12 protein-coding genes, 2 tRNA genes and 1 pseudogene are annotated in these 21,188 nt (G+C 66.0%); 10 read left to right on the top strand and 5 right to left on the bottom strand.

Features of this window, described 5'->3' with window-relative positions; genetic code table 11:
• Positions 1-597: 597 nt before the first annotated feature.
• The 4 genes from ACZ9AQ_RS12230 to ACZ9AQ_RS12245 all read right to left on the bottom strand — a co-directional run bounded on the left by ACZ9AQ_RS12230 (position 598) and on the right by ACZ9AQ_RS12245 (position 3,830).
• Positions 598-673, bottom strand: a tRNA-His gene (locus ACZ9AQ_RS12230).
• Positions 674-760: 87 nt separating this feature from the next.
• Positions 761-1,627, bottom strand: a complete 867-nt coding sequence (gene murI / locus ACZ9AQ_RS12235) for a glutamate racemase (protein WP_429206406.1) — start codon at positions 1,625-1,627, stop codon at positions 761-763.
• Positions 1,628-1,640: 13 nt separating this feature from the next.
• A complete protein-coding gene (locus tag ACZ9AQ_RS12240) occupies positions 1,641-3,176 on the bottom strand; it encodes a fumarate hydratase (protein ID WP_429206407.1) in 1,536 nt (511 codons plus the stop codon).
• A gap of 51 nt (positions 3,177-3,227) precedes the next feature.
• Complete coding sequence (locus tag ACZ9AQ_RS12245) at positions 3,228-3,830, bottom strand: TIGR00645 family protein (RefSeq protein ID WP_429206408.1); 603 nt, start codon at positions 3,828-3,830, stop codon at positions 3,228-3,230.
• A 289-nt stretch (positions 3,831-4,119) separates the two neighbouring features.
• Here ACZ9AQ_RS12245 and acs point away from each other — a divergent pair, with 289 nt between their 5' ends.
• Both acs and ACZ9AQ_RS12255 read left to right on the top strand, forming a co-directional pair.
• Positions 4,120-6,120 carry an acetate--CoA ligase gene (gene acs / locus ACZ9AQ_RS12250; protein WP_429206409.1) on the top strand — a complete coding sequence of 667 codons (2,001 nt, stop codon included), beginning with the start codon at positions 4,120-4,122 and terminating at the stop codon, positions 6,118-6,120.
• A gap of 254 nt (positions 6,121-6,374) precedes the next feature.
• Positions 6,375-6,465, top strand: a tRNA-Ser gene (locus tag ACZ9AQ_RS12255).
• Between the two features lie 302 nt (positions 6,466-6,767).
• On the opposite strand, the pseudogene ACZ9AQ_RS12260 reads toward ACZ9AQ_RS12255, so the two are convergent.
• Positions 6,768-7,175, bottom strand: a pseudogene (locus ACZ9AQ_RS12260) (type VI secretion system tube protein Hcp).
• 261 nt (positions 7,176-7,436) lie between these two features.
• Here ACZ9AQ_RS12260 and ACZ9AQ_RS12265 point away from each other — a divergent pair.
• The 8 genes from ACZ9AQ_RS12265 to rfaD all read left to right on the top strand — a co-directional run bounded on the left by ACZ9AQ_RS12265 (position 7,437) and on the right by rfaD (position 21,164).
• The gene (locus tag ACZ9AQ_RS12265) at positions 7,437-8,870 is read left to right on the top strand and encodes a diguanylate cyclase domain-containing protein (RefSeq protein WP_429206410.1); all 1,434 of its coding nucleotides are present in this window, start codon (positions 7,437-7,439) and stop codon (positions 8,868-8,870) included.
• A 274-nt stretch (positions 8,871-9,144) separates the two neighbouring features.
• Positions 9,145-10,710: a TerC family protein gene (locus ACZ9AQ_RS12270; RefSeq protein WP_429206411.1), complete on the top strand. Its 1,566-nt coding sequence runs from the start codon at positions 9,145-9,147 to the stop codon at positions 10,708-10,710.
• A 30-nt stretch (positions 10,711-10,740) separates the two neighbouring features.
• A complete protein-coding gene (locus ACZ9AQ_RS12275; protein WP_429206412.1) occupies positions 10,741-12,108 on the top strand; it encodes a VWA domain-containing protein in 1,368 nt (455 codons plus the stop codon).
• Between the two features lie 243 nt (positions 12,109-12,351).
• Positions 12,352-13,158: a fatty acid desaturase gene (locus ACZ9AQ_RS12280; protein WP_429206413.1), complete on the top strand. Its 807-nt coding sequence runs from the start codon at positions 12,352-12,354 to the stop codon at positions 13,156-13,158.
• A 135-nt stretch (positions 13,159-13,293) separates the two neighbouring features.
• Positions 13,294-17,052 (top strand): ATP-binding protein, encoded by a 3,759-nt coding sequence (locus tag ACZ9AQ_RS12285; protein WP_429206414.1) that lies wholly within the window; start codon positions 13,294-13,296, stop codon positions 17,050-17,052.
• Positions 17,053-17,422: 370 nt separating this feature from the next.
• Entirely contained in the window at positions 17,423-19,036 is a 1,614-nt protein-coding gene (locus tag ACZ9AQ_RS12290) for an ABC-F family ATP-binding cassette domain-containing protein (protein ID WP_429206415.1), read from the top strand.
• A 51-nt stretch (positions 19,037-19,087) separates the two neighbouring features.
• Positions 19,088-20,110 (top strand): lipopolysaccharide heptosyltransferase II, encoded by a 1,023-nt coding sequence (waaF, locus tag ACZ9AQ_RS12295; protein WP_429206416.1) that lies wholly within the window; start codon positions 19,088-19,090, stop codon positions 20,108-20,110.
• Between the two features lie 43 nt (positions 20,111-20,153).
• Positions 20,154-21,164, top strand: a complete 1,011-nt coding sequence (gene rfaD, locus ACZ9AQ_RS12300; RefSeq protein WP_429206428.1) for an ADP-glyceromanno-heptose 6-epimerase — start codon at positions 20,154-20,156, stop codon at positions 21,162-21,164.
• Positions 21,165-21,188: the final 24 nt, after the last annotated feature.

Raw genomic sequence — 21,188 nt, forward strand, 5'->3', positions numbered from 1 at the left:
CCGGCGGCGATGGCGGTAACGGCGTCGCGCTCGCTGTGGGCGCGGCCCACGCCAAAACGAATGCGCTGATCGCTCTTGCGGCGCCCCTGATTGGGGCTTTGGCTTTCTGTTGTCCCATCTGACCCCCTTTGTCGAACACCCATGTTCTCAGGGGTGTGCGCAATGCAAATTGGTAGAGGTCAACTATCGAGTGAATGAGGCGTTTGGCCAGGACGGGCGGCACACGGTCAATCCTGGGACGCTGGCTCCACAATATTCCGACGCTCGGACGGGCGCAGCAGCACGCGGTCAATTACTGCTGGCGAAACGCCCGAGTCGACCATCATCTGCTTGGCCGAAGCGTAGCCGATCAGCGGTAGGAGGATGAGGGGGACGTCGAAGCGGCTGGCGAGGCGCTGCTTCGTGAGCTGGACGCCGAGCCGGTAGTGCAGGAGCAGCCGAAGTTATAGACGCCCGTACGACCAGGCGCAACACGCAAAAAAGCCACCTCTAGGGTGGCTTCTTCGTTTCGGTTGTTGGAAAATTCCGATTTGCATTGGAAATTTCACTATCCGAAAAATCTAGACTCTTATAACCGCTTTAATCTAGACGAATTCTTGGGGTGGCTGATGGGGCTCGAACCCACGACAACAGGAATCACAATCCTGGACTCTACCAACTGAGCTACAGCCACCACTGACTTGCTTTTCTATCTCTGCATTGCCGAGACAGAACGAGATTATAAGGGCTTCTTCTGAAACTGGCAAATTTAAATGCGCACTCAGGATGCCGGGACGGGCGGCCAGCCTCTCGGCAGCGGCAGTTTCACCTCGTGCACCGGCGGATCGATGCCCAGCAGGCTGCGAAACGCCGCCGTCAGGGCGGTCGCGCTGGCGCTGGTGTAGCCGGTCAGGCTGGCGGGAAGGGGGGCGCAAGCGCCGCGCACGCGCAGCAGGCTCGCGCCGGCCAGCAGGCGTGCAAGCTGGCGCGCTACGGCGTCGCCGGTGTCGACCAGGGCCACGCCCGGGCGGCCGGCGTCGTTCAACACGCGCTCGATCGAGGCGCGCACCAGCGGGTAGTGGGTGCAGCCCAGCACCAGCGTGTCTGCTCCTTCAGCCAGCAGCGGCATGATGAAGCGTTTCAGCATCGCGCTGGTGGCGCTCGAATCGAGTTCGCCGAACTCGATCTGGTCGGCCAGGCCGACGCAGGGCTGCAGCAGGAACTCGGCGCCTGAATCGCGGTGGATCTGGTCGCGCAGCTGCAGGAACTTGGCGCCGCGCAGCGTGCGCTCGGTGGCCAGCACCCCCACCTTGCCGCTGCGGGTAAGGCTTGCCGCGGGCTTCAGGCCCGGTTCGACGCCGACGATGGGCATGCCGGGATGGCGTTCGCGCAGCTCGCGTACGGCGGCCACGGTGGCGGTGTTGCAGGCCACCACCAGCGCTTTCGCGCCTTGCGCGAGCAGGAAGTCGCCGATCGCCAGCACGCGCTCGACGACGATGTGTTCGGGTTTGTCGCCGTAGGGGGCGAAGCCGGTGTCGGCCAGGTAGAGCAGGCGTTCGTGCGGCAGCTGCGCCTGGATGTGGCGCAGCACCGAAAGGCCGCCGACGCCCGAGTCGAAGATGCCAATCGGAGCGTCGGGGAGAGTCATGATGGCGTGCGAATCAAGCGACGGTGATCGGCACGCCTTTCAGCGATTCGATCTTGGCCGACCATTCCTTCGGGCCGGTGTTGTGGACCGAGGTGCCGGTGGAGTCGACGGCGACGGTGACCGGCATGTCGGTCACGTCGAACTCGTAGATCGCTTCCATGCCCAGGTCTTCGAAACCGACCACCCTGGCCGACTTGATCGCTTTCGAGACCAGGTAGGCCGAGCCGCCGACCGCCATCAGGTAGGCCGACTTGTGCTTCTGGATCGATTCGATCGCCGCCGGGCCGCGCTCGGCCTTGCCGATCATCGAGATCAGGCCGGTCTTTTCCAGCATCATGTCGGTGAACTTGTCCATGCGGGTGGCGGTCGTCGGGCCGGCCGGGCCGACCACTTCGCTGCCGACCGGATCGACCGGCCCCACGTAATAGATCACGCGGTTGGTGAAGTCCACCGGCAGGCTCTCGCCCTTGGCCAGCATGTCCTGGATGCGCTTGTGCGCGGCGTCGCGGCCGGTCAGCATCTTGCCGTTAAGTAAGAGGGTCTGGCCCGGCTTCCACGATGCGACTTCTTCCTTCGTCAGGGTATTCAGGTCGACCCGCTTCGACTTCTCGGTGTCCGGCGTCCAGTTTACATCGGGCCAGGTCGACAGCGCCGGCGGTTCGATGTAGGCCGGGCCCGAGCCGTCCAGCACGAAGTGGGCGTGGCGGGTGGCGGCGCAGTTCGGGATCATCGCCACCGGCTTCGATGCCGCGTGGGTCGGGTACATATTGATCTTCACGTCCAGCACGGTGGTCAGGCCGCCCAGGCCCTGGGCGCCGATGCCCAGCGCATTGATCTTGTCGCACAGCTCGATGCGCAGCTCTTCGAGCTTGTTTTGCGGGCCGCGCTGGCGCAGCTCGAACATGTCGATGTCTTCCATCAGCGACTCCTTGGCCATCAGCATCGCCTTTTCGGCGGTGCCGCCGATGCCGATGCCGAGCATGCCCGGCGGGCACCAGCCGGCGCCCATCAGCGGCACGGTCTTGAGCACCCAGTCGACCAGCGAGTCGGACGGGTTGAGCATGACGAACTTGGTCTTGTTTTCCGAGCCGCCGCCCTTGGCCGCCAGCTTGACGTCGACCGTATCGCCCTCGACCAGTTCCATGTGGACCACGGCCGGGGTGTTGTCCTTGGTGTTCTTGCGCTCGAAGTGCGGGTCGGCCACGATCGAGGCGCGCAACTTGTTGTCGGCGAAGTTGTACGCGCGGCGCACGCCTTCGTTGACGGCGTCGGTCACCGAGCCGGTGAAGCCTTCGAAGCGCACGCCCATGCCCACCTTCAGGAACACGTTGACGATGCCGGTGTCCTGGCAGATCGGACGCTTGCCTTCGGCGCACATGCGCGAATTGGTCAGGATCTGGGCGATCGCATCCTTCGCGGCCGGGCTCTGCTCGGTCTCGTAGGCGCGTGCCAGGTGCTGGATATAGTCGGCCGGATGGTAGTAGCTGATGTACTGCAGTGCGGCCGCGACGGATTCGATCAGGTCTTCCTGGGTAATGACGGTTGCCATGGTGGGAAATCTCTCGTGATGGAGTGTCGGAGTATCGTTGTTGTTACTGCTTCAGTGCTTTTCGTTGTGCGTCATGGTGGTGATGCGGTCGGTCCACGAGATCGCCAGCGCCGACACCAGGAAGGCGACGTGGATCAGCGTCTGCCACATCAGGGTCTTCTCGTCGTAGTTGGCGGCGTTGATGAAGGTCTTGAGCAGGTGGATCGACGAGATGCCGATGATCGCCATCGCCAGCTTGGTCTTCAGGACCGACGCGTTCACGTGCGACAGCCATTCCGGCTGGTCAGGGTGGCCATCGAGGTGCATGCGCGAGACGAAGGTCTCGTAGCCGCCGACGATCACCATGATCAGGAGGTTCGAGATCATGACCACGTCGATCAGGCCGAGCACGACCAGCATGATGACGGTTTCGGTCAGGCGTTGCGGACGATTGCCGGACAGGCCGACGGCGTCAATGATATGGTTCAGCGAATCGACGTTGCCCATGGCGGCGCCGATCAGGTCAACGAGCTCGACCCAGAAGTGGAACACGTAAACGCATTGCGCCAGGATCAGGCCGAGGTAAAGCGGCAACTGCAGCCAGCGGCTGGAGAAGATCAGATTACTCAGTGGGGACAGCTTGCGGACTTGCTTGCTTGGTTCAAGGGCGGACATTGGGATGGAACTCCAGGGGGATGCGAAAAAAATTTCAGCTCAGCATTTTACACCGGAGCCTGTCGATACGGTGGGGCGCGCGCCGGCAAGGGCGGCACTTGCACGCTTTGCAACGGCTGGCGGTAGAATAAGGATGAATAAAAGGCGGACAAGCGCGGTCAATACCGATCCGCCAGGAGCCACTCTCGCCTGCCGGGACAGGCTCCAAGGGGTTTCCATGTAAGGGCTCAGTAAGCGAGCCCCCCTATGGTATCTGGCATAACCTACTACATTTAAAATGGAGACGAGCATGGCCGAGAACGAGACCACCCAAGAGCAAACCCAGGGCCTGCAGGAACACCGCGTGTTCCAGCCGCCGAAGGCGTTTGCCGACAAGGCCGCCATCAGTGGCATGGCCGCCTACGAAAAGCTGCGCGCCGAAGCAGCCAGCGACTACGAAGGTTTCTGGGCGCGCCTGGCGCGCGAACACCTTGACTGGCACAAGCCTTTCACCTCCACCCTCGACGAATCGAACGCGCCGTTCTACAAATGGTTCGCCGACGGCCAGCTGAACGCCTCGTACAACTGCCTCGACCGCAACCTCGAAAACGGCAACGCCGACAAGACCGCCATCATCTTCGAGGCCGACGACGGCTCGTCTACCCGCGTCACCTATCGCGAGCTGCACGAGCGCGTCTGCAAATTCGCCAACGCGCTCAAGTCGCGCGGCATCAAGAAGGGCGACCGCGTCGTCATCTACATGTCGATGTCGATCGAAGGCGTCACTGCGATGCAGGCCTGCGCCCGCATCGGCGCCACCCACTCGGTGGTGTTCGGCGGCTTTTCCGCCAAGTCGCTGCAGGAGCGCATCATCGACGCCGGCGCCGTGGCCGTCATCACGGCCGACGAACAGCAGCGCGGTGGCAAGGCGCTGCCGCTCAAGGCGATCGTCGACGAAGCGCTGAGCCTGGGCGGCTGCGACACCGTCAAGGACGTCATCGTCTACAAGCGCACCGGCGGCAACATCAACTTCAAGGAAGGCCGCGACATCTGGCTGCACGAGCTGGTGCAGGACCAGTCGGCCGAATGCGCGCCGGAATGGGTCGATGCCGAGCATCCGCTGTTCATCCTCTACACATCCGGCTCGACCGGCACCCCGAAAGGCGTGCAGCACTCGACCGGCGGCTACCTGCTGTGGGCCGCGCTGACGATGAAGTGGACCTTCGACCTCAAGCCCGAAGACGTCTACTGGTGCACCGCCGACATCGGCTGGATCACCGGCCACACCTATATCGCCTACGGCCCGCTGGCCGTCGGCGGCACGCAGGTGGTGTTCGAAGGCGTGCCGACCTTCCCGAACGCCGCCCGCTTCTGGCAGACCGTCGAGAAGCACAAGGTCAGCATCTTCTACACGGCGCCGACCGCAATCCGTTCGCTGATCAAGGCGTCGGACCTGGACGAGAAGGTGCATCCGAAGAACTTCGACCTGTCCAGCCTGCGCCTGCTCGGCTCGGTCGGCGAGCCGATCAACCCGGAAGCCTGGATGTGGTACTACCGCAATGTGGGCCAGGAACGGTGCCCGATCGTGGACACTTTCTGGCAGACCGAGACCGGCGGCCACATGATCACGCCCCTGCCGGGTGCGACCCCGATGGTGCCGGGTTCCTGCACCTTGCCGCTGCCGGGCATCATGGCCGCGATCGTGGACGAGGCCGGCGCCGACGTGCCGGACGGGCAGGGCGGCATCCTGGTCGTCAAGCGCCCATGGCCGTCGATGATCCGCACGATCTGGAACAATCCGGATCGCTTCCGCACCAGCTACTTCCCAGAAGAACTGGGCGGCAAATACTACCTGGCCGGCGACGGCGCGATCCGCAACAAGGACACGACCAACTTCACCATTACCGGCCGCATCGACGACGTGCTGAACGTGTCGGGTCACCGCATGGGCACGATGGAGATCGAATCGGCGCTGGTGGCCAACCCGATCGTGGCCGAAGCGGCGGTGGTGGGCAAGCCGGACGAGACCACGGGCGAGTCGATCTGCGCCTTCGTCGTGCTCAAGCAGGCGCGCCCGACCGGCGAGGAAGCGAAGAAGCTGGCCAACGAGCTGCGCGCCTGGGTGGGCAAGGAGATCGGTCCCATCGCCAAGCCGAAGGAGATCCGCTTCGGCGACAACCTGCCGAAGACCCGCTCCGGCAAGATCATGCGCCGCCTGCTGCGCGTGCTGGCCAAGGGCGAGAACATCACGCAAGACGTCTCGACGCTCGAGAATCCGGCCATTCTCGAGCAGTTGAAGGAATCGGCTTGAGCTACAATGCCTGAGCAACCTGCCTGCGCCAGCCCACAAGGCTGACGCAAGGCTTGCCCGCCTACTCGGGAGAGGGGCGGGCATTTTTTTTGAAGGGTCCCCCGGGAGGGTTGGCGACTGCAGTGGCGACGTGCGCCATCGTAGGGTGGACGGCCGTCCACGCGTTCAGCAAGGTATCCTCCTTGCGGTCCTTGTACTGCTGGGAATACTTGCTATAATAGGCGGCTTCGTGGGGTTCCCACGTTGACCCATCAGGAGAGATGGATGAGTGGTTTAAGTCGCACGCCTGGAAAGCGTGTGTAGGTTCATAGCCTACCGGGGGTTCGAATCCCCCTCTCTCCGCCAGGAATACCGAAAAGCCCCTATATCGGGGCTTTTTTATTTCTGCCTACCCCTATTTCTACCCACAGCGGCAGGAGTCGGGTCAGGTCTAACATCAAGGTCAGACATTCAGGGGCGGTCTGATATTCAGACACGGCGCCAGCTTTAACCAGGTCGGAGCGACGCGAGCGATAGGACCGGCTAGGGTCATATCATCATCTGAAGCTGTATGCATAGGCTCGCTAACGTTGTCGAGTTCGTTACCGAATGTCACCTCACCCTTTTCCGGATCCCTGTCCGCTGGGGAAAGTCCAGCTCAGTAGTGTCTACTGAAGTCGTAGCGCGTGGATCATCTGCTCGACGTTGGCGATCATCACATTCTCCAGTCCGACCTCGTAATACTTGACGCGCTGATCGTCTCCGTCAGCGCGCATGAACTCCAGCTTGGCCTTCGGAATGGTTTTCCCATCGAACAGGTCTACATGAGCAGGGGAGAGGACAGGTCTGCAAGCTTCGATAACGCCAGCGTACGGTGCTCACACCGCTCAGCGGTGTGGCCACTCCCTGTCGATGCGGTAGCGCTCCCTTGGCTGCACGACGCCCCACTGCGCCGAGGTGACTTCGATCCAACCTCGATGCGCAGAGTCCTGAGACTCGCCCTTGGTGCCGTCGATCTGCAGATAAACGTCGGTTGCCACGCGCTCCTCCTTGCTAGTGAAGGACGCAATTGTCATGGTGCACGTCGCCCGGTACGTTGACGTCGACTAAGTGACAACCAATCAATGGCAGCCGATCGCCTTCAAAAAGCGCTGTTCGACGAAGCATCACCGCATATTGCCCATAAATAATTGTCAACGACTGACTTTGTGAGTTGTCAATTTGTATTTGAACAGCGCTGAACATGGTAATGTGGGAAGCATATGCCCATCTGCCTGAACATTCTTCACCCTAGCGTTGCTCCGCGGACCATCTGAGCTGCTCGCGCCCCTACGGACATGAATAAATTCCCGAGAAAATCGCGACCCACGATCGGTGATGATTCATTTTCTGTGCCGCATGTGCCGATCGCTGCCGCCAACCAGTCGACCAGGCTGCTGCTCGTGGACGACGAGCCGCGCATGCTCGCGTCGCTGCACGAGTTGCTCAGCCAGCGTCATTTCGACATCGATACGGCAAGCACCGGCACCGACGCACTGGCATCCCTGTCCAGCACCCGGTATGACCTGGTCTTGCTCGACCTTAGCCTGGAAGACATGGATGGCCACCAAGTCATGGATTTCATCAACCACCACTGCATCGAAACCGACGTCGTCGTCATCAGTGGCAACGTCCAGATCGACGCCGCCATCGGGGCGATGCGGCGCGGCGCCCACGACTTTCTGCGCAAGCCATTCAGCCAGCAGGACTTGTTCAAGAGCATCGATCACGTGCTGACCCTGCGCCGGCTCCGGCAGGCCAACCGCGACATGGCGCATCGGCTGGAGATGTCCGAGCGCACCTACCGCTACATGGTCGATACGTCTCCGGATCTCATCTATATGGTCGAACCGGATGGACGATTCACGTTCGTCAATGAACGGGCCTGCCAGATGCTGGGCTACGATCGGCGCGAACTGATTGGCCAGCATTATTCGGTGCTGGTGCACGAGGAGGATTTCGCCAGGGCGCGCTATGCCTTCAACGAGCGGCGCTCCGGCGACCGGGCGTCGCGTGACGTCGAACTGCGCATGACTTACCGGCCCGGCGCGGCCCGGGTGGACAGCGTCGACGCATCGATCACCGTATCGCTCAACGCGGTCGGCATGCATCTCGATCACGTGGAGCCGGGCGGCTCGAGATATATCGGCACCTATGGCATCGCCCGCGATATCACGGCGCGCAAGCAGGCGGAGGCCATCATCCTTCATCAGGCCTACCATGACGTCCTGACCAACCTGCCCAACCGCCTGCTGTTCAAGGACCGTCTCGGACAGGCGATCCTGCAGTCCCGGCGCAACCAGACCGAGCTGGCGACCATGTTCATCGATCTCGATCGCTTCAAGCTCGTCAACGACACGTTCGGTCACGACAAGGGCGATGAACTGCTGCTGCAAGTGACGGCGCGCCTCAAGGGCTGCCTGCGCAAGGGCGACACGCTCGCGCGCCAGGGAGGCGACGAATTCACCGTCGTTCTTCCCGACCTGCACACCCGGGACGACGCGCGCGTGGTCGCCGACAAATTCCTGGAATGCCTGAATGCGCCGTTCGACCTGGGGGGGAGGGCGGCGACGATCTCCGCATCGATCGGCATCGCGGTCTTTCCCCATGATGGTGAAACGATCGATGAACTGCTGCGCCGCGCCGATGTCGCCATGTACACCATCAAAACGCGGGGCAAGAATGGCCAGGCGTTTTATGCCGACACGATGGAGCAGGGCGCCGGGTCCTGATCGGCACGCATCGGAAATCCACGCGACCAGATCGACGTGCGCGCAGGCGTCGCGCACACCCTCCCTGGCATGCATCCAGACACGGTACGCCGCTGACAGGACGCCGTGATCCAGGGTCTGCCAGGTTGCCGGTCTTGCGAATGAACCGCGATGCAAACGCCGGTTTCGGCGACCGTGGCGGCCGGCGTCCGGGCGCCGTGGCTGCGCCGCCGGTTCTTCCCCGATGCCGATACGATCGCGTACAATGCCCCTTCCCTCACTACAAAACACTCCAATGGAATGGCTACTTGACCCGAATATATGGGTCGGCTTGCTCACACTCGTCGTGCTCGAAATCGTCCTGGGCATCGACAACCTGATCTTCATCGCCATCCTGGCGGACAAACTTCCCCCGCACCAGCGCGACAAGGCACGGCTCCTCGGCCTGTCCCTCGCCATGATCATGCGCCTTGGCCTGCTGACGATGATTTCGTGGCTGGTCACGCTCACCGCACCCTTGTTCTCCGTCGGCACCCTGTCGTTCTCGGGGCGCGACCTGATCCTGCTGATCGGCGGTATCTTCCTGCTGGCCAAGGCGACCATCGAACTGCACGAGCGGGTCGAAGGCAAATCGCACGTCCAGAGCGGCAAGCGCGCATACGCGAGCTTCGCCGCCGTGGTGGCGCAGATCATCGTGCTCGACGCCGTGTTCTCGCTCGACGCCGTGATCACCGCGGTCGGCATGGTCGAACAACTCAGCGTCATGATGGCCGCCGTGATCATTTCGATGGGCGTCATGCTGTTCGCGTCGAAGCCGCTGACGCGCTTCGTCAACGCCCATCCGACCGTCGTCGTGCTGTGCCTGTCCTTCCTGCTGATGATCGGCTTGAGCCTGATCGCCGAAGGCCTGGGCTTCCACATTCCGAAGGGCTACCTGTACGCCGCGATCGGCTTCTCGGTGGTGATCGAGTTTCTCAACCAGCTGGCGCGCCGCAACTTCATCAAGCAAGAGGCGCACATCCCGCTGCGCGACCGCACCGCCGACGCCGTGCTGCGCCTCTTGGGCAGCAAGCGCGGGGCCGACCATCACGACGAACCGGAAGCCGAGGCGCAGGCAACCGAGGAACCGACGTTCGAGGCCGAGGAGCGCAACATGGTCAGCGGCGTGTTGAGCCTGTCGCAGCGCTCGGTGCGCTCGATCATGACCAACCGCTCGGAGATCTCGTGGATCAATATCGAGAATGACGCCGACACCATCCGCGCCCAGCTGCTGGCCACGCCGCACGGTTTCTTCCCGGTGTGCCGCGGCCAGCTCGACGAAGTGATCGGCGTGGCGCGCGCCAAGGACCTGATCGCCGACCTGACCCTGTCGGGCGCGATCGACCAGGGCCATATCCGCGCGCCGATCATCATGTCCGACGCCAGCGGCGTGCTGAGGGTGATGGACCGCCTCAAGCGCTCGCATGGCCAGCTGGTGATCATCGCCGACGAATACGGCACCCTGCAGGGCCTGGTGACGCCGATCGACATCCTGGAAGCGATTGCCGGCGAATTCCCCGACGAAGACGAGCAGCCGGTGGTGCAGGCGCTCGGGCCGGGCCGCTGGCGCGTCGACGGCACCGCCGACCTGCACTACCTGGAACAGGTGCTCGAGGTGGACGCCCTGGTGGGCGAGACCGACGACTACACCTCGCTGGCGGGCCTGATGCTGGAACGCTTCGGCACCCTGCCGAAGGTGGGCGACGCGGTCGAGATCGAAGGCTTCCGGTTCGAGGTGGCGCAGGTGCTGGAGCGGCGCATCGCCACCGTGATCGTGAGCCGGGTCGAGGACGAATACGCCCAGCCGCTCGACAAGGCCTGAGCGAACGACTTTCCCCGGTTGGAGGTTGACATGAAACAGCTGCAACGCGGCGAGCGCCTGCCGCTGGCGCAGTTGGCGCCCGACGGCGTCCTGCAGGCCGGCCTGTCGGCGCAGGGCCTGGCGCTGGACTTTGCCTGCTTCGCGCTCGACGCCGGCGGCAAGCTGGCCGACGAGCGCTACATGACCTTCTTCAATCAGCCGGCGACGCCGTGCGGCGCCGTGGCGCAAACCAGCGTCGGCCCTGATGCCGGGGGCTTTTCCTTTCGCCTTGCCAGCCTGCCGGCATGGGTCGAACGGCTCAGCATCGTGGCCAGCACCGACGGCGCGCCGATGTCGCAGTTGCAGGCGGGGCGCCTGCGCCTGGTGAGCGCGCAGGGCGAGATCGCGCGCTTCGACTTCGCCGGCCGCGACTTCACCGGCGAAAGGGCGGTCATGCTGGGCGAGCTGTATCGCAAGGACGGCGGCTGGCGCTTCATGGCGGTCGGCCAGGGCTTCAACGGCGGCCTGGACGCCCTGGTGCGGCATGTCGGCGGCGCGGTGGCCGATGAAACGCCGCCGCCTGCATCACCGGCTCCTGTCCCTGTTGCGGCCCCTGTTTCGGCCCCGGCATCCGCCGCGCCGCGCGCCGCCGCTGTCGACCTGGAAAAGCGCGTCGCGCAATCGGCGCCGCAGCTGGTCAACCTGGTCAAGTCGGCGGCGGTGTCGCTCGAGAAGGCCGGCCTGGCGCAGCACCGGGCCAAGGTCTGCCTGGTGCTGGACATCTCGGGTTCGATGAGCGCCTTGTACCGCAAGGGCCTGGTGCAGCAGTTCGCCGAGCGCATCCTGGCGCTGGGCTGCCGCTTCGACGACGACGGCGAGATCGACGTCTTCCTGTTCGGCCGCAACGTGCACCGCGGCGCGCCGATGGGCCTGTCGAACTGGTCGAACTATATCGAGCGCATCATCGACAAGCATCCGCTCGAAGGCGACACCCGCTACGGCGCCGCGCTCGAGGCGGTGCGCCGGCATTACTTCCCGGACGGCGGGGGCGGCGAGCGCAAGGCTCCGCTCAAGGCCGAGGTGCCGGTGTACGTGATGTTCGTGACCGATGGCTCGACCTCGGACAAGCCGCTGACCGAGCGCCAGCTGCGCTGGGCCAGCCGCGAGCCGATCTTCTGGCAGTTCATGGGCATCGGCAAGGGCCGCAAGTCGCGCGCCAAGGCCCTGGCCAACTTCGCCGACTCGGACTTTCCATTCCTGGAAAAGCTGGACGAACTCGATGGCCGCCTGATCGACAATGCCGACTTTTTTTCGGTAGCCTCGCCCGACGAACATTCCGACGGCGCGCTGTACGATCTCCTGATGAACGAATACCCGCAATGGGTCATCGAAGCGCGCCAGCGCGGTCTGATCGCCTGATCGTATCATTCCGGCATCGCTCGGCGAGGCGCTGGCATGACGAAATTCCAGCGGTGCCGCCTGGTGCATGCCCGCATGGGCGAGTAGCCATGCCTGGTGCATGTCAGCGTAAAGCCAGCTGAACGATAAACACAGGGGGAAATACCGCTCTTTTCATCGATTTGGCCCGCTCCGGCGCACGTTATTCTCTATGCAATATCAGGGCGACATTTCCCTGATCAATATACCAACAGGGGGAATGCCGTGTTTGAAGGAATCATCCAGCTCAGCCCCATGGGCGTCGGGCTGACCATGGCGGGGTCGTACATCATGACCGTCTTCGCCAGTGAGCTGTATCTGCACCGCTCGCGCAGCCACCGCGCCGTGACCTTTCATCCGGTCCTGTGCCAGCTGTTTCGCATGTGGATCTGGCTGACGACCTACGGCGTCACCGCCAAGACCTGGGTCGCGGTGCACCGCAAGCACCATGCCAAGTGCGATACCGTGGAAGATCCGCACAGCCCGCGCATCCATGGCCTGTGGACGATCCTGGGCAAGGGCACGCTGCTGTACCGCAAGGCGGCGCGCGACGCCGACCTGGTCAAGGCCTATGGCGTCGGCATCAGGGAAGACTGGATGGACGAGCACCTGTATACCAGGCACCGCTTCCGTGGCGCGCTGGTGTTCCTGGCGCTCGAACTGCTGGTGTTCGGCCCCGTGACCGGCTTCATGATCTGGCTGTTCCAGCTGTCGATCCTGCCGTTCTGGGCGTCGGGCTTCATCAACGGCATCTTCCACGTGGTCGGCTACCGCAATTTCGACACCAAGGAAGATTCGCGCAACTTCTTCCCGATCGGGATCCTCTTCGGCGGCGCCGAACTGCACAACAACCACCACGCCAACCCGGCCTCGGCCAAGCTGTCGATGAAGTGGTGGGAGTTCGATTCCGGCTACCTGGTGCTGCGCGCGCTGGCCTTCCTGCGCCTGGCCAGGATCAACCACGTCGGCCGCCTGCCTGCCGGCGACCAGTCGCGTGCCCGCCGCCATGCGGCCGGTTCGGCGGGGCAGTGAAGCCGGCGGCGATGCCCTGAGTTCTCCGCCGTGCCGGGCGGCGGGCGCTGAGGTTTGCATGGTAGACTGCGGCCGCATCTTCAATCGCGACCGTCGGCGTGTACCGCAGGTTCTCGCCGCATACACTCCCTGCCCATGCCGAGCACGCCCGTCCATCCCTTCCTGACGTTCCCCGGCCAGATGGCCACGCTGATCCGCGAGAAGGACTGGTCGACCACCCCGTTCGGTCCGATCGACACCTGGTCGACGGCGCTGCGCTCGGCGGTCAGCATCTGCCTCGGCTCGCGCTTTCCCATGGTGCTGTATTGGGGCGAAACGCGCGCCCTGATCTACAACGACGCCTGGGCGCCGGTGCCGGGACAGAAACATCCCTGGGCCCTCGGCCGGCCGGGCGTGGAAGTGTGGGCCGAGATCTGGGACATCATCGGTCCCATGTTCGACCACGTGATGGATACCGGCGAGGCGACGTGGTCCGAAGACCAATTGCTGCCGCTGAACCGCTACGGCTACGTCGAGGAGTGCTATTTTTACTACAGCTACTCGCCGGTCCGGGGCGAGGACGGCACGGTGGAAGGCATCTTCACCGCCGTCACCGAGACCACCGACCGGGTGCTGGCCGAGCGGCGCGAGCGCCTGCTGCGCGAGATCGCCGAGCGCGCGGCCCAGGCGCGCCATGCCGCCGAGGCGTGCCGCGCCGCCCTCGATACCCTGGCGGGCATGCCCGAGGAGGCGCCGTTCGCGCTGATGTACCTGTTCGACGCCGCATCCGGCACGTTGCGCCTGGCGGCCGGCGCCGGCGGCATCGTGCGGCCGGAACTCGCGCCCGCGGAGGCCGCGATCGGCGACGACGCCCCCTGGCCGTTCGCCGCCGCCTTGCGCGACGGCGCGCCGGCGCCGGTGGCCGGCCTGGCGCGGCTCGACCCGCCGCTGGCGGGCACGCCATGGCCCGAGCCGGTCGACGAGGCGCTCGTGGTGCCGGTGCCGAGCACCCGGCGCGACGCCCCGTTCGGCTTCCTGGTGGTGGCACTGAGCCCGCGCCGGCGCATGAACCGCGCCTACGGCACGCTGTTCGAGCGGGTCGCCGGGCACCTGGCGACCGCCGTGACGAATATCGAAGCCTACGCCGCCGAAAAGCGGCGCGCCGAGCAGCTGGCCGAGATCGACCGCGCCAAGACCGTGTTCTTCTCGAACGCCAGCCACGAACTGCGCACGCCCCTCACCCTGATGCTCGGGCCGCTCGGCGACATGCTCGAGACGGCCGAGCGTGACCTGCGCGAGCAGCTGACACTGGTCGCGCGCAACGGCCAGCGCCTGCTGCGCCTGGTGAACGGCCTGCTCGATTTCAGCCGCATCGAGGCCGGCCGCGACGACGCCCGCTTCGTCCCGACCGACCTCGCCGCGCTCTCGGCCGACCTGGCCAGCTCGTTCCGTTCGGCCTGCATGCGCGCGGGCCTGGCGCTGGTGGTCGATTGTCCGCCCTTGCCGGCGCCGGTGCACGTCGACCAGGGCATGTGGGAAAAGATCGTCCTGAACCTGCTGTCGAACGCGTTCAAGTTCACGCTCGAAGGCGCGATCCGGGTGACGGTGCGCGCCGCCGGGGGCCAGGCCGAGCTCGAGGTGGCCGATAGCGGCGTCGGCATCGCGCCGGCCGAACTGCCGAAGATCTTCGAACGTTTCCACCGGGTCGACGGCCAGCGCGGGCGCTCGGTCGAGGGCACCGGCATCGGCCTGTCGCTGGTGCGCGAGCTGGTGCGCCTGCACGGCGGCACGATCGACGCGGCCAGCCGCGAAGGGCAGGGCAGCAGCTTCGTCGTGCGCCTGCCGTTCGGGGTCGCCCACCTGCCTTCCGAAAAACTGTCGGTCGCCGCGCGCGGCGCGGCGCGCAGCAGCGCCTTCGTCGAGGAAGCGCTCGGATGGGTCGACGGCGCCGCCGCGCACGACGCCGCGGCGCAGCCCGGCGCCGAGGGCGCGCGCATCCTGCTCGCCGACGACAATGCCGACATGCGCGGCTACGTGTCGCGCATCCTGGTGCAGGCCGGATACCAGGTGCAGGCGGTGACCAACGGCGTCGCGGCCCTGGCCGCGGTGCGCGCCGGAGCGCTGCCCGAACTGGTGCTGAGCGACGTGATGATGCCCGACATGGATGGCTTCGCCCTGCTGCAGGCGCTGCGCGCCGAGCCGGGCGCCGACGGCCTGGTCGTGATTCTGCTGTCCGCGCGCGCCGGCGAGGAAGCGCGCGTGGAAGGCCTGGATGCCGGCGCCGACGACTACATGGTCAAGCCGTTCAGTGCGCGCGAGCTGGTTGCGCGCGTGGGCGGGGCGATCGCGCTGGCGCGCGTCCGGCGCGAGGCGGCCGCGCGCGAGCAGGCGCTGCAGACCGAGATCGAGACCGAGCGCGGTCGCGCCGCCCTGCGCGAGAGCCAGGCCCACCTGGCCACGCTGTTCGAGCAAGAGGCCGCGGGCATTGCCGAAGCCGGCATGGACGGGCGCCTGGTGCGCGTCAACGACCGCTATTGCGCGCTGGCCGGCTATCCGCGCGCGCGGCTGATCGGCATGGCAATGACCGACCTGCTGTGCCCCGACGACGTCGCCGAGGAGCGCGCCTTGCTGCACCGGCTGCGCGACACGGGTGCGCCCTTCATGGTCGAGAACCGCTACCTGCGCGCCGACGGCCGCATGACCTGGGCCAGCAAGGCGGTGTCGCTGGTGCGGGCCGGCGCCGCCAGCGAAGCGACCGGCATCGTCGCCGTCGTGCTCGACATCGCCGACCGCAAGCTGGTGGAACGGCTGCAGGATGCGGACCGCCGCAAGGACGAATTCCTGGCGATGCTGGCGCACGAGCTGCGCAATCCGCTGGCGCCGATCGGCGCGGCGGCGCAACTGCTGCAGATGATGAAGCCGGACGAGAGCCGCGTGCGCGAGACCAGCCGCATCATCGGGCGCCAGGTGGCGCACATGACGCACCTGATCGACGACCTGCTCGACGTGTCGCGCGTCACCCGCGGCCTGGTGGAACTCGACGACACCTTGCTCGACGTGCGCCAGATCGTCGCCGACGCGGTGGAGCAGGTGACGCCGCTGGTCGAGGCGCGCCGGCACCGGCTGGTGCTGTCGCTGGCGCCCGCGCCGACGCGGGTCGTGGGCGACAGGAAGCGCCTGGTGCAGGTGTTCGTCAACATCCTCGCCAACGCGGCCAAGTACAGCGACGATGGCGGGCGCATCGAGTTGATCACCAGCCTGGAAGGCGCCAGGGTCAAGGTGCAGGTCGTCGACGACGGCATCGGCATGACGCCCGAACTCGTGGCCAGGGCGTTCGATCTGTTCAGCCAGGGCGAGCGCACGTCCGACCGCTCCATGGGCGGGCTCGGGCTGGGCCTGGCCCTGGTCAAAAGCCTGGTCGAACTGCATGGCGGCGCGGTCGAAGCCGCAAGCGCCGGCCCCGGAGCCGGCAGCACCTTCACGATCCGCCCGCCGCGCGCGGCGGCGCAGGCCGGTCTTGACGAGCCGGCGCCGGCGCCGGCCCTGTCCGCCGGCGCGCCGCAACGCATCCTGATCGTCGACGACAATGCCGATGCGGCCGCGATGCTGGGCATGCTGCTCGAGGCGTCCGGGCACGAGGTCGCGATCGAGCATGATTGGCGCGGGGCGCTCGCGCGTGCGGGCGAATGGGCGCCCGGCGTCTGCCTGCTCGACATCGGCTTGCCCGGGATGGACGGCTACGGCCTGGCGCGCGAGCTGCGCGCGCGGCCGAACACCGCGGGCAGCCTGATCGTCGCGGTCACGGGGTATGGCCAGGAACAGGACCGACGGCGCTCGGAAGCCGCCGGTTTCGACCATCACCTGGTCAAGCCGGTCGACATGGCCCGCCTGGGCGCGCTGCTGGCCGCGCGCTGACTGCGTCCGAGCGTGCGCCCGAGCCGGCGCTGAGCCGCTGCCGAAGCCGCGGCGCTGCAGAGCCGCCGGTTGCCGGGTGGCCTGGGCCAACGCATGGGATACCGCAGGCACGAACAGAACGAACAGGAACGCCAGGAGCACGGCCCAGCCATACGGCGTTCGGGTTGTCCGGAGCCTGTGCATGTGAAAATTATTGCCTTGCCGATGCGGCGGCGTGCACGGGTGGGCAATTGGCCTGCCGCCCCGATCCTGCTACCATTGGCTGTCATTTCCCAAGGAGCGCGCGCGTGTAATACCTCATCGATGCCATTTTTTCTCGGTCTTCCCGGCATGGCTGCGGAAGTGTCCAGGCATCCTTGGAGTCTTGCATATGACGCATCCCATTCTGGCGCTCGACGGCGTTTCCCTGTCTCTGCCCGACGGCAGAATCCTGTTTTCAGACCTGCATCATCAGTTCGACCTGCGCCACACCGGCCTGGTGGGACGCAATGGCGTGGGCAAGTCGATGCTGGCGCGCGTGCTGGCCGGCGAGCTGGCGCCCACGAGCGGACGCTGCCTGCGCAGCGGGCGCGTGTCCTTTCTCTCGCAGCAGGCCGGCAGTGGCGGGGCGGACTCGGTGGCCGGGCTGGCTGGCGTCGCGCCGATCACGCACGCGCTGGCGCGCATCGAGGCCGGCAGCGTGGACCCGCATGATTTCGATGCCGTGGGCGAGCACTGGGACATCGCCGCCCGCCTGCGCCAGGCATGCCAGGCGCATGGCCTGCCGCACCTCGACCCCGACACGCCGGTGGCCGCGCTCAGCGGCGGCGAGGCGATGCGGGTGGCGCTGATCGGCGCCACGCTGTTCGATCCCGACTTCCTGATTCTCGACGAGCCGAGCAACCACCTCGATGCAGCGGGCCGCGCGGCGCTGGTGCAGCAGCTGCAGGCATGGCCCAAAGGCCTGCTGGTGATCAGCCACGACCGCGCGCTGCTGGACGCGATGGACTGCATCGTCGAGCTGTCCAGCGAGGGCCTGCGCAGTTACGGCGGCAACTACGCGTTCTACGAGGAGGCGCGCCGCCACGAGCAGGGAGCGGCGCAGGGCGCGCTCGATCATGCGCGCCAGGAATGGCGCCGCGACGAAGCCGCGCGCCGCGCGCAGCGCGAACGCCAGGACCGGCGCCAGGCGCGAGGCAACCGCGACGCCAGGCAGGCCAACCAGGCCGCGATCCTGCTCGGCCGCGGCAAGGACCGCAGCGAGGGCAGCGCCGGCCGCCTGCGCCAGCAACACGAGGCCGCGCGTGCGGAGCAGGCCGGGCGCGTGCGCGACGCCTTTGATCGGGTCGCCGCCGACGCCGCCGTGCGCATCCACGCGGCGGCAGTCGACGGCGCGGGCCAGCGCCGCGTGGCGCGCCTGGAACAGGTCGTGCTGCCCTGGGTGGCCGCGCCGCTGGAGCGCATCAGCGTGAGCCTGACGGGGCGCCAGCGGGTGGGCCTGGTCGGCCCGAACGGCAGCGGCAAGTCGACCCTGCTCAAGGTACTGGCAGGACGGCTCGATCCGCTTGCGGGCGAGCGTCGCCTGCCGGCGCACGTCGCCTGGCTGGACCAGCAGCTGGGCAGCCTTGATCCGCGCCGTTCGACGCTCGACCAACTGCTGGACGTGAACCGCAGCGCCGGGCAGGACATGCTGCGCACCTGGCTGGTCCAGCTGGGCCTGGATGCGTGCGCGATCACCCGGCCGGCCGGCCTGCTGAGCGGCGGCGAGCGCCTGAAGGCGGCCCTGGCCTGCGCGCTGTATGCCGACACGCCGCCGGCGCTGCTGCTGCTGGATGAGCCGAGCAACCACCTCGACCTGGCGTCGCTGGCGGCGCTGGAGGCGATGCTCAGCGGATACCAGGGCGCACTGGTGGTGGTGTCGCACGACCGCGTGTTCCTGGAGCGCATCGGGCTGACCCACCGCTTGTGCGCGCTGGACGGCGGCTGGCGCCTCGAGGAATGCTGAATCGGCCGCGATTGCTATAATCGTGGGTTGGCACACCACCTGAAGAACACCATGTTGCGCACCCTTGTGATTTCCCCGAACTGGATCGGCGACGCCGTGATGGCCCAGCCGCTGCTGCGCCGGCTCAAGGAGCTGGCGCCGGGGAGGCCGATCGACGTGCTGGCCCCGACCTGGGTGGCGCCGGTCTGGCGCGCGATGGCGGAAGTCGACACCGTGATCGAGTCGCCGTTCAAGCACGGTGCGCTGCAGTGGAAGGAGCGCAAGGCCTTCGCCAGGATGCTCGAGGCGCGCGGCTATGCCGACTCCTATGTGCTGCCCAATACCCTGAAATTCGCGCTCATCCCCTGGCTGGCCGGAATCCCGAAACGGGTTGGCTACAAGGGCGAGATGCGCTACGGCCTGGTCAACGTGATGCACCACGACGACAAACAGGCGCCGCGCCCGATGGCCCAGTTCTACCAGGCGCTGGCCGACGCGCCGGTACGACACCTGCCGCGCCCGGAACGCCTGCCGGAACCGGTCATGACGGTCGCCGCGGGCGAAGCCGAGGCTGCGATCGCGCGCCTCCAGCTGCCGGCCGGCGTCTTCGTCGCCTTCGCGCCGGGCGCCGAATTCGGCCCGGCCAAGCGCTGGCCGGCGACTTATTTCGCCGAACTGGCCCGGACCATCCTGGCCAACCGCCCGGACGCGCAGATCCTGCTGCTCGGTTCCCCCAAGGACCGCGCGGTATGCGACGAGATCACGGCCATCGTGCCGCAGGCGCACAACCTGGCCGGCTCGACGTCGCTGAGCGAAGCGATCGCATTGATCTCGGCCGCCGCCGCGGTGGTCACCAACGATTCGGGCCTGATGCACATCGGCGCCGCCCTGGGGCGGCCGCTGGTGGCGATCTATGGCCCCACCGACCCGCGCCACACGCCGCCGCTGTCCCAGCTGGCGCAGATCCTGTGGCTGCACATCGAATGCTCGCCCTGCCAGCAGCGCGAATGCCCGCTGGGGCACCAGAACTGCATGAAGCAGATTCTTCCAGCTGACGTGTGGCAGCCATTGCAACCCATGCTTGCCGGCGCCTAAACCAAGGCAGGAGCGGCGGCACAACGATATTGAAGAGGACTTAATTATGATTCTGGTTACCGGCGCAGCAGGCTTCATCGGCGCGAACCTCGTGCACGCGCTGTCGCAGCGCGAGCCGTTCAGCGTCTTCGCCGTCGACAATATGTCGCGTCCCGAGAAGTTCCACAACATCGTCGACGCCGAGATCGCCGACTATGCCGACAAGGAAGACTTCCTGGTGCGCCTGAAGGCGGGCGAATTCGACAACAAGTTCACCGCCGTGCTGCACCAGGGCGCCTGCTCCAACACGATGGAGACCGACGGCCGCTACATGATGAAGAACAATTACGACTACACGGTCGCCCTGTTCGAATTCTGCCAGCGCCAGGGCATCCCCTTCATCTATGCCTCGTCGGCCGCCGTCTACGGCGCCGGCACCGTGTTCCGCGAGGAGCGCCCGCTCGAACGTCCGCTCAACGTCTACGGCTACTCGAAATTCCTGTTCGACCAGTACCTGCGCCGCTACTGGCAGGCCAAGGGCCAGGACGCCGGCAGCCAGGTGGTCGGCCTGCGCTACTTCAACGTCTACGGTCCGCTCGAAGGGCACAAGGGTACGATGGCGTCGGTGCCGTTCCACCAGTATCACCAGTTCCTCAAGGACGGCAAGGTCAGGCTGTTCGGCGCCAACGAAGGCTATCAGGCCGGCGCCCAGATGCGCGATTTCATCTACGTGGAAGACGTGGTCAAGGTCAACCTGTTCTTCCTCGATCACCCGGACAAGCGCGGCATCTTCAACCTCGGCACCGGCCGCGCGCAGCCGTTCAACGACCTCGCGGTGGCCACCGTCAACGCCCTGGCCAATGAAGGCAAGCCGGCGCTGTCGCTGCAGCAGATCATCGACGGGGGCCTGCTCGAATACCTGCCGTTCCCCGACAAGCTCAAGGGCAAGTACCAGAGCTTCACCCAGGCCGACATCGCGGCGCTGCGCGCGGCCGGCTACGACGAGCCGTTCACCGATGTGGCGAGCGGCGTGGCGAAGTACATGGACTGGCTGCGCGCGCAGCCGGCGCGCTGAGCCCTTTTCAAAAGGCAGCCGCGA

This window comes from Massilia sp. UYP34, from assembly GCF_056279385.1.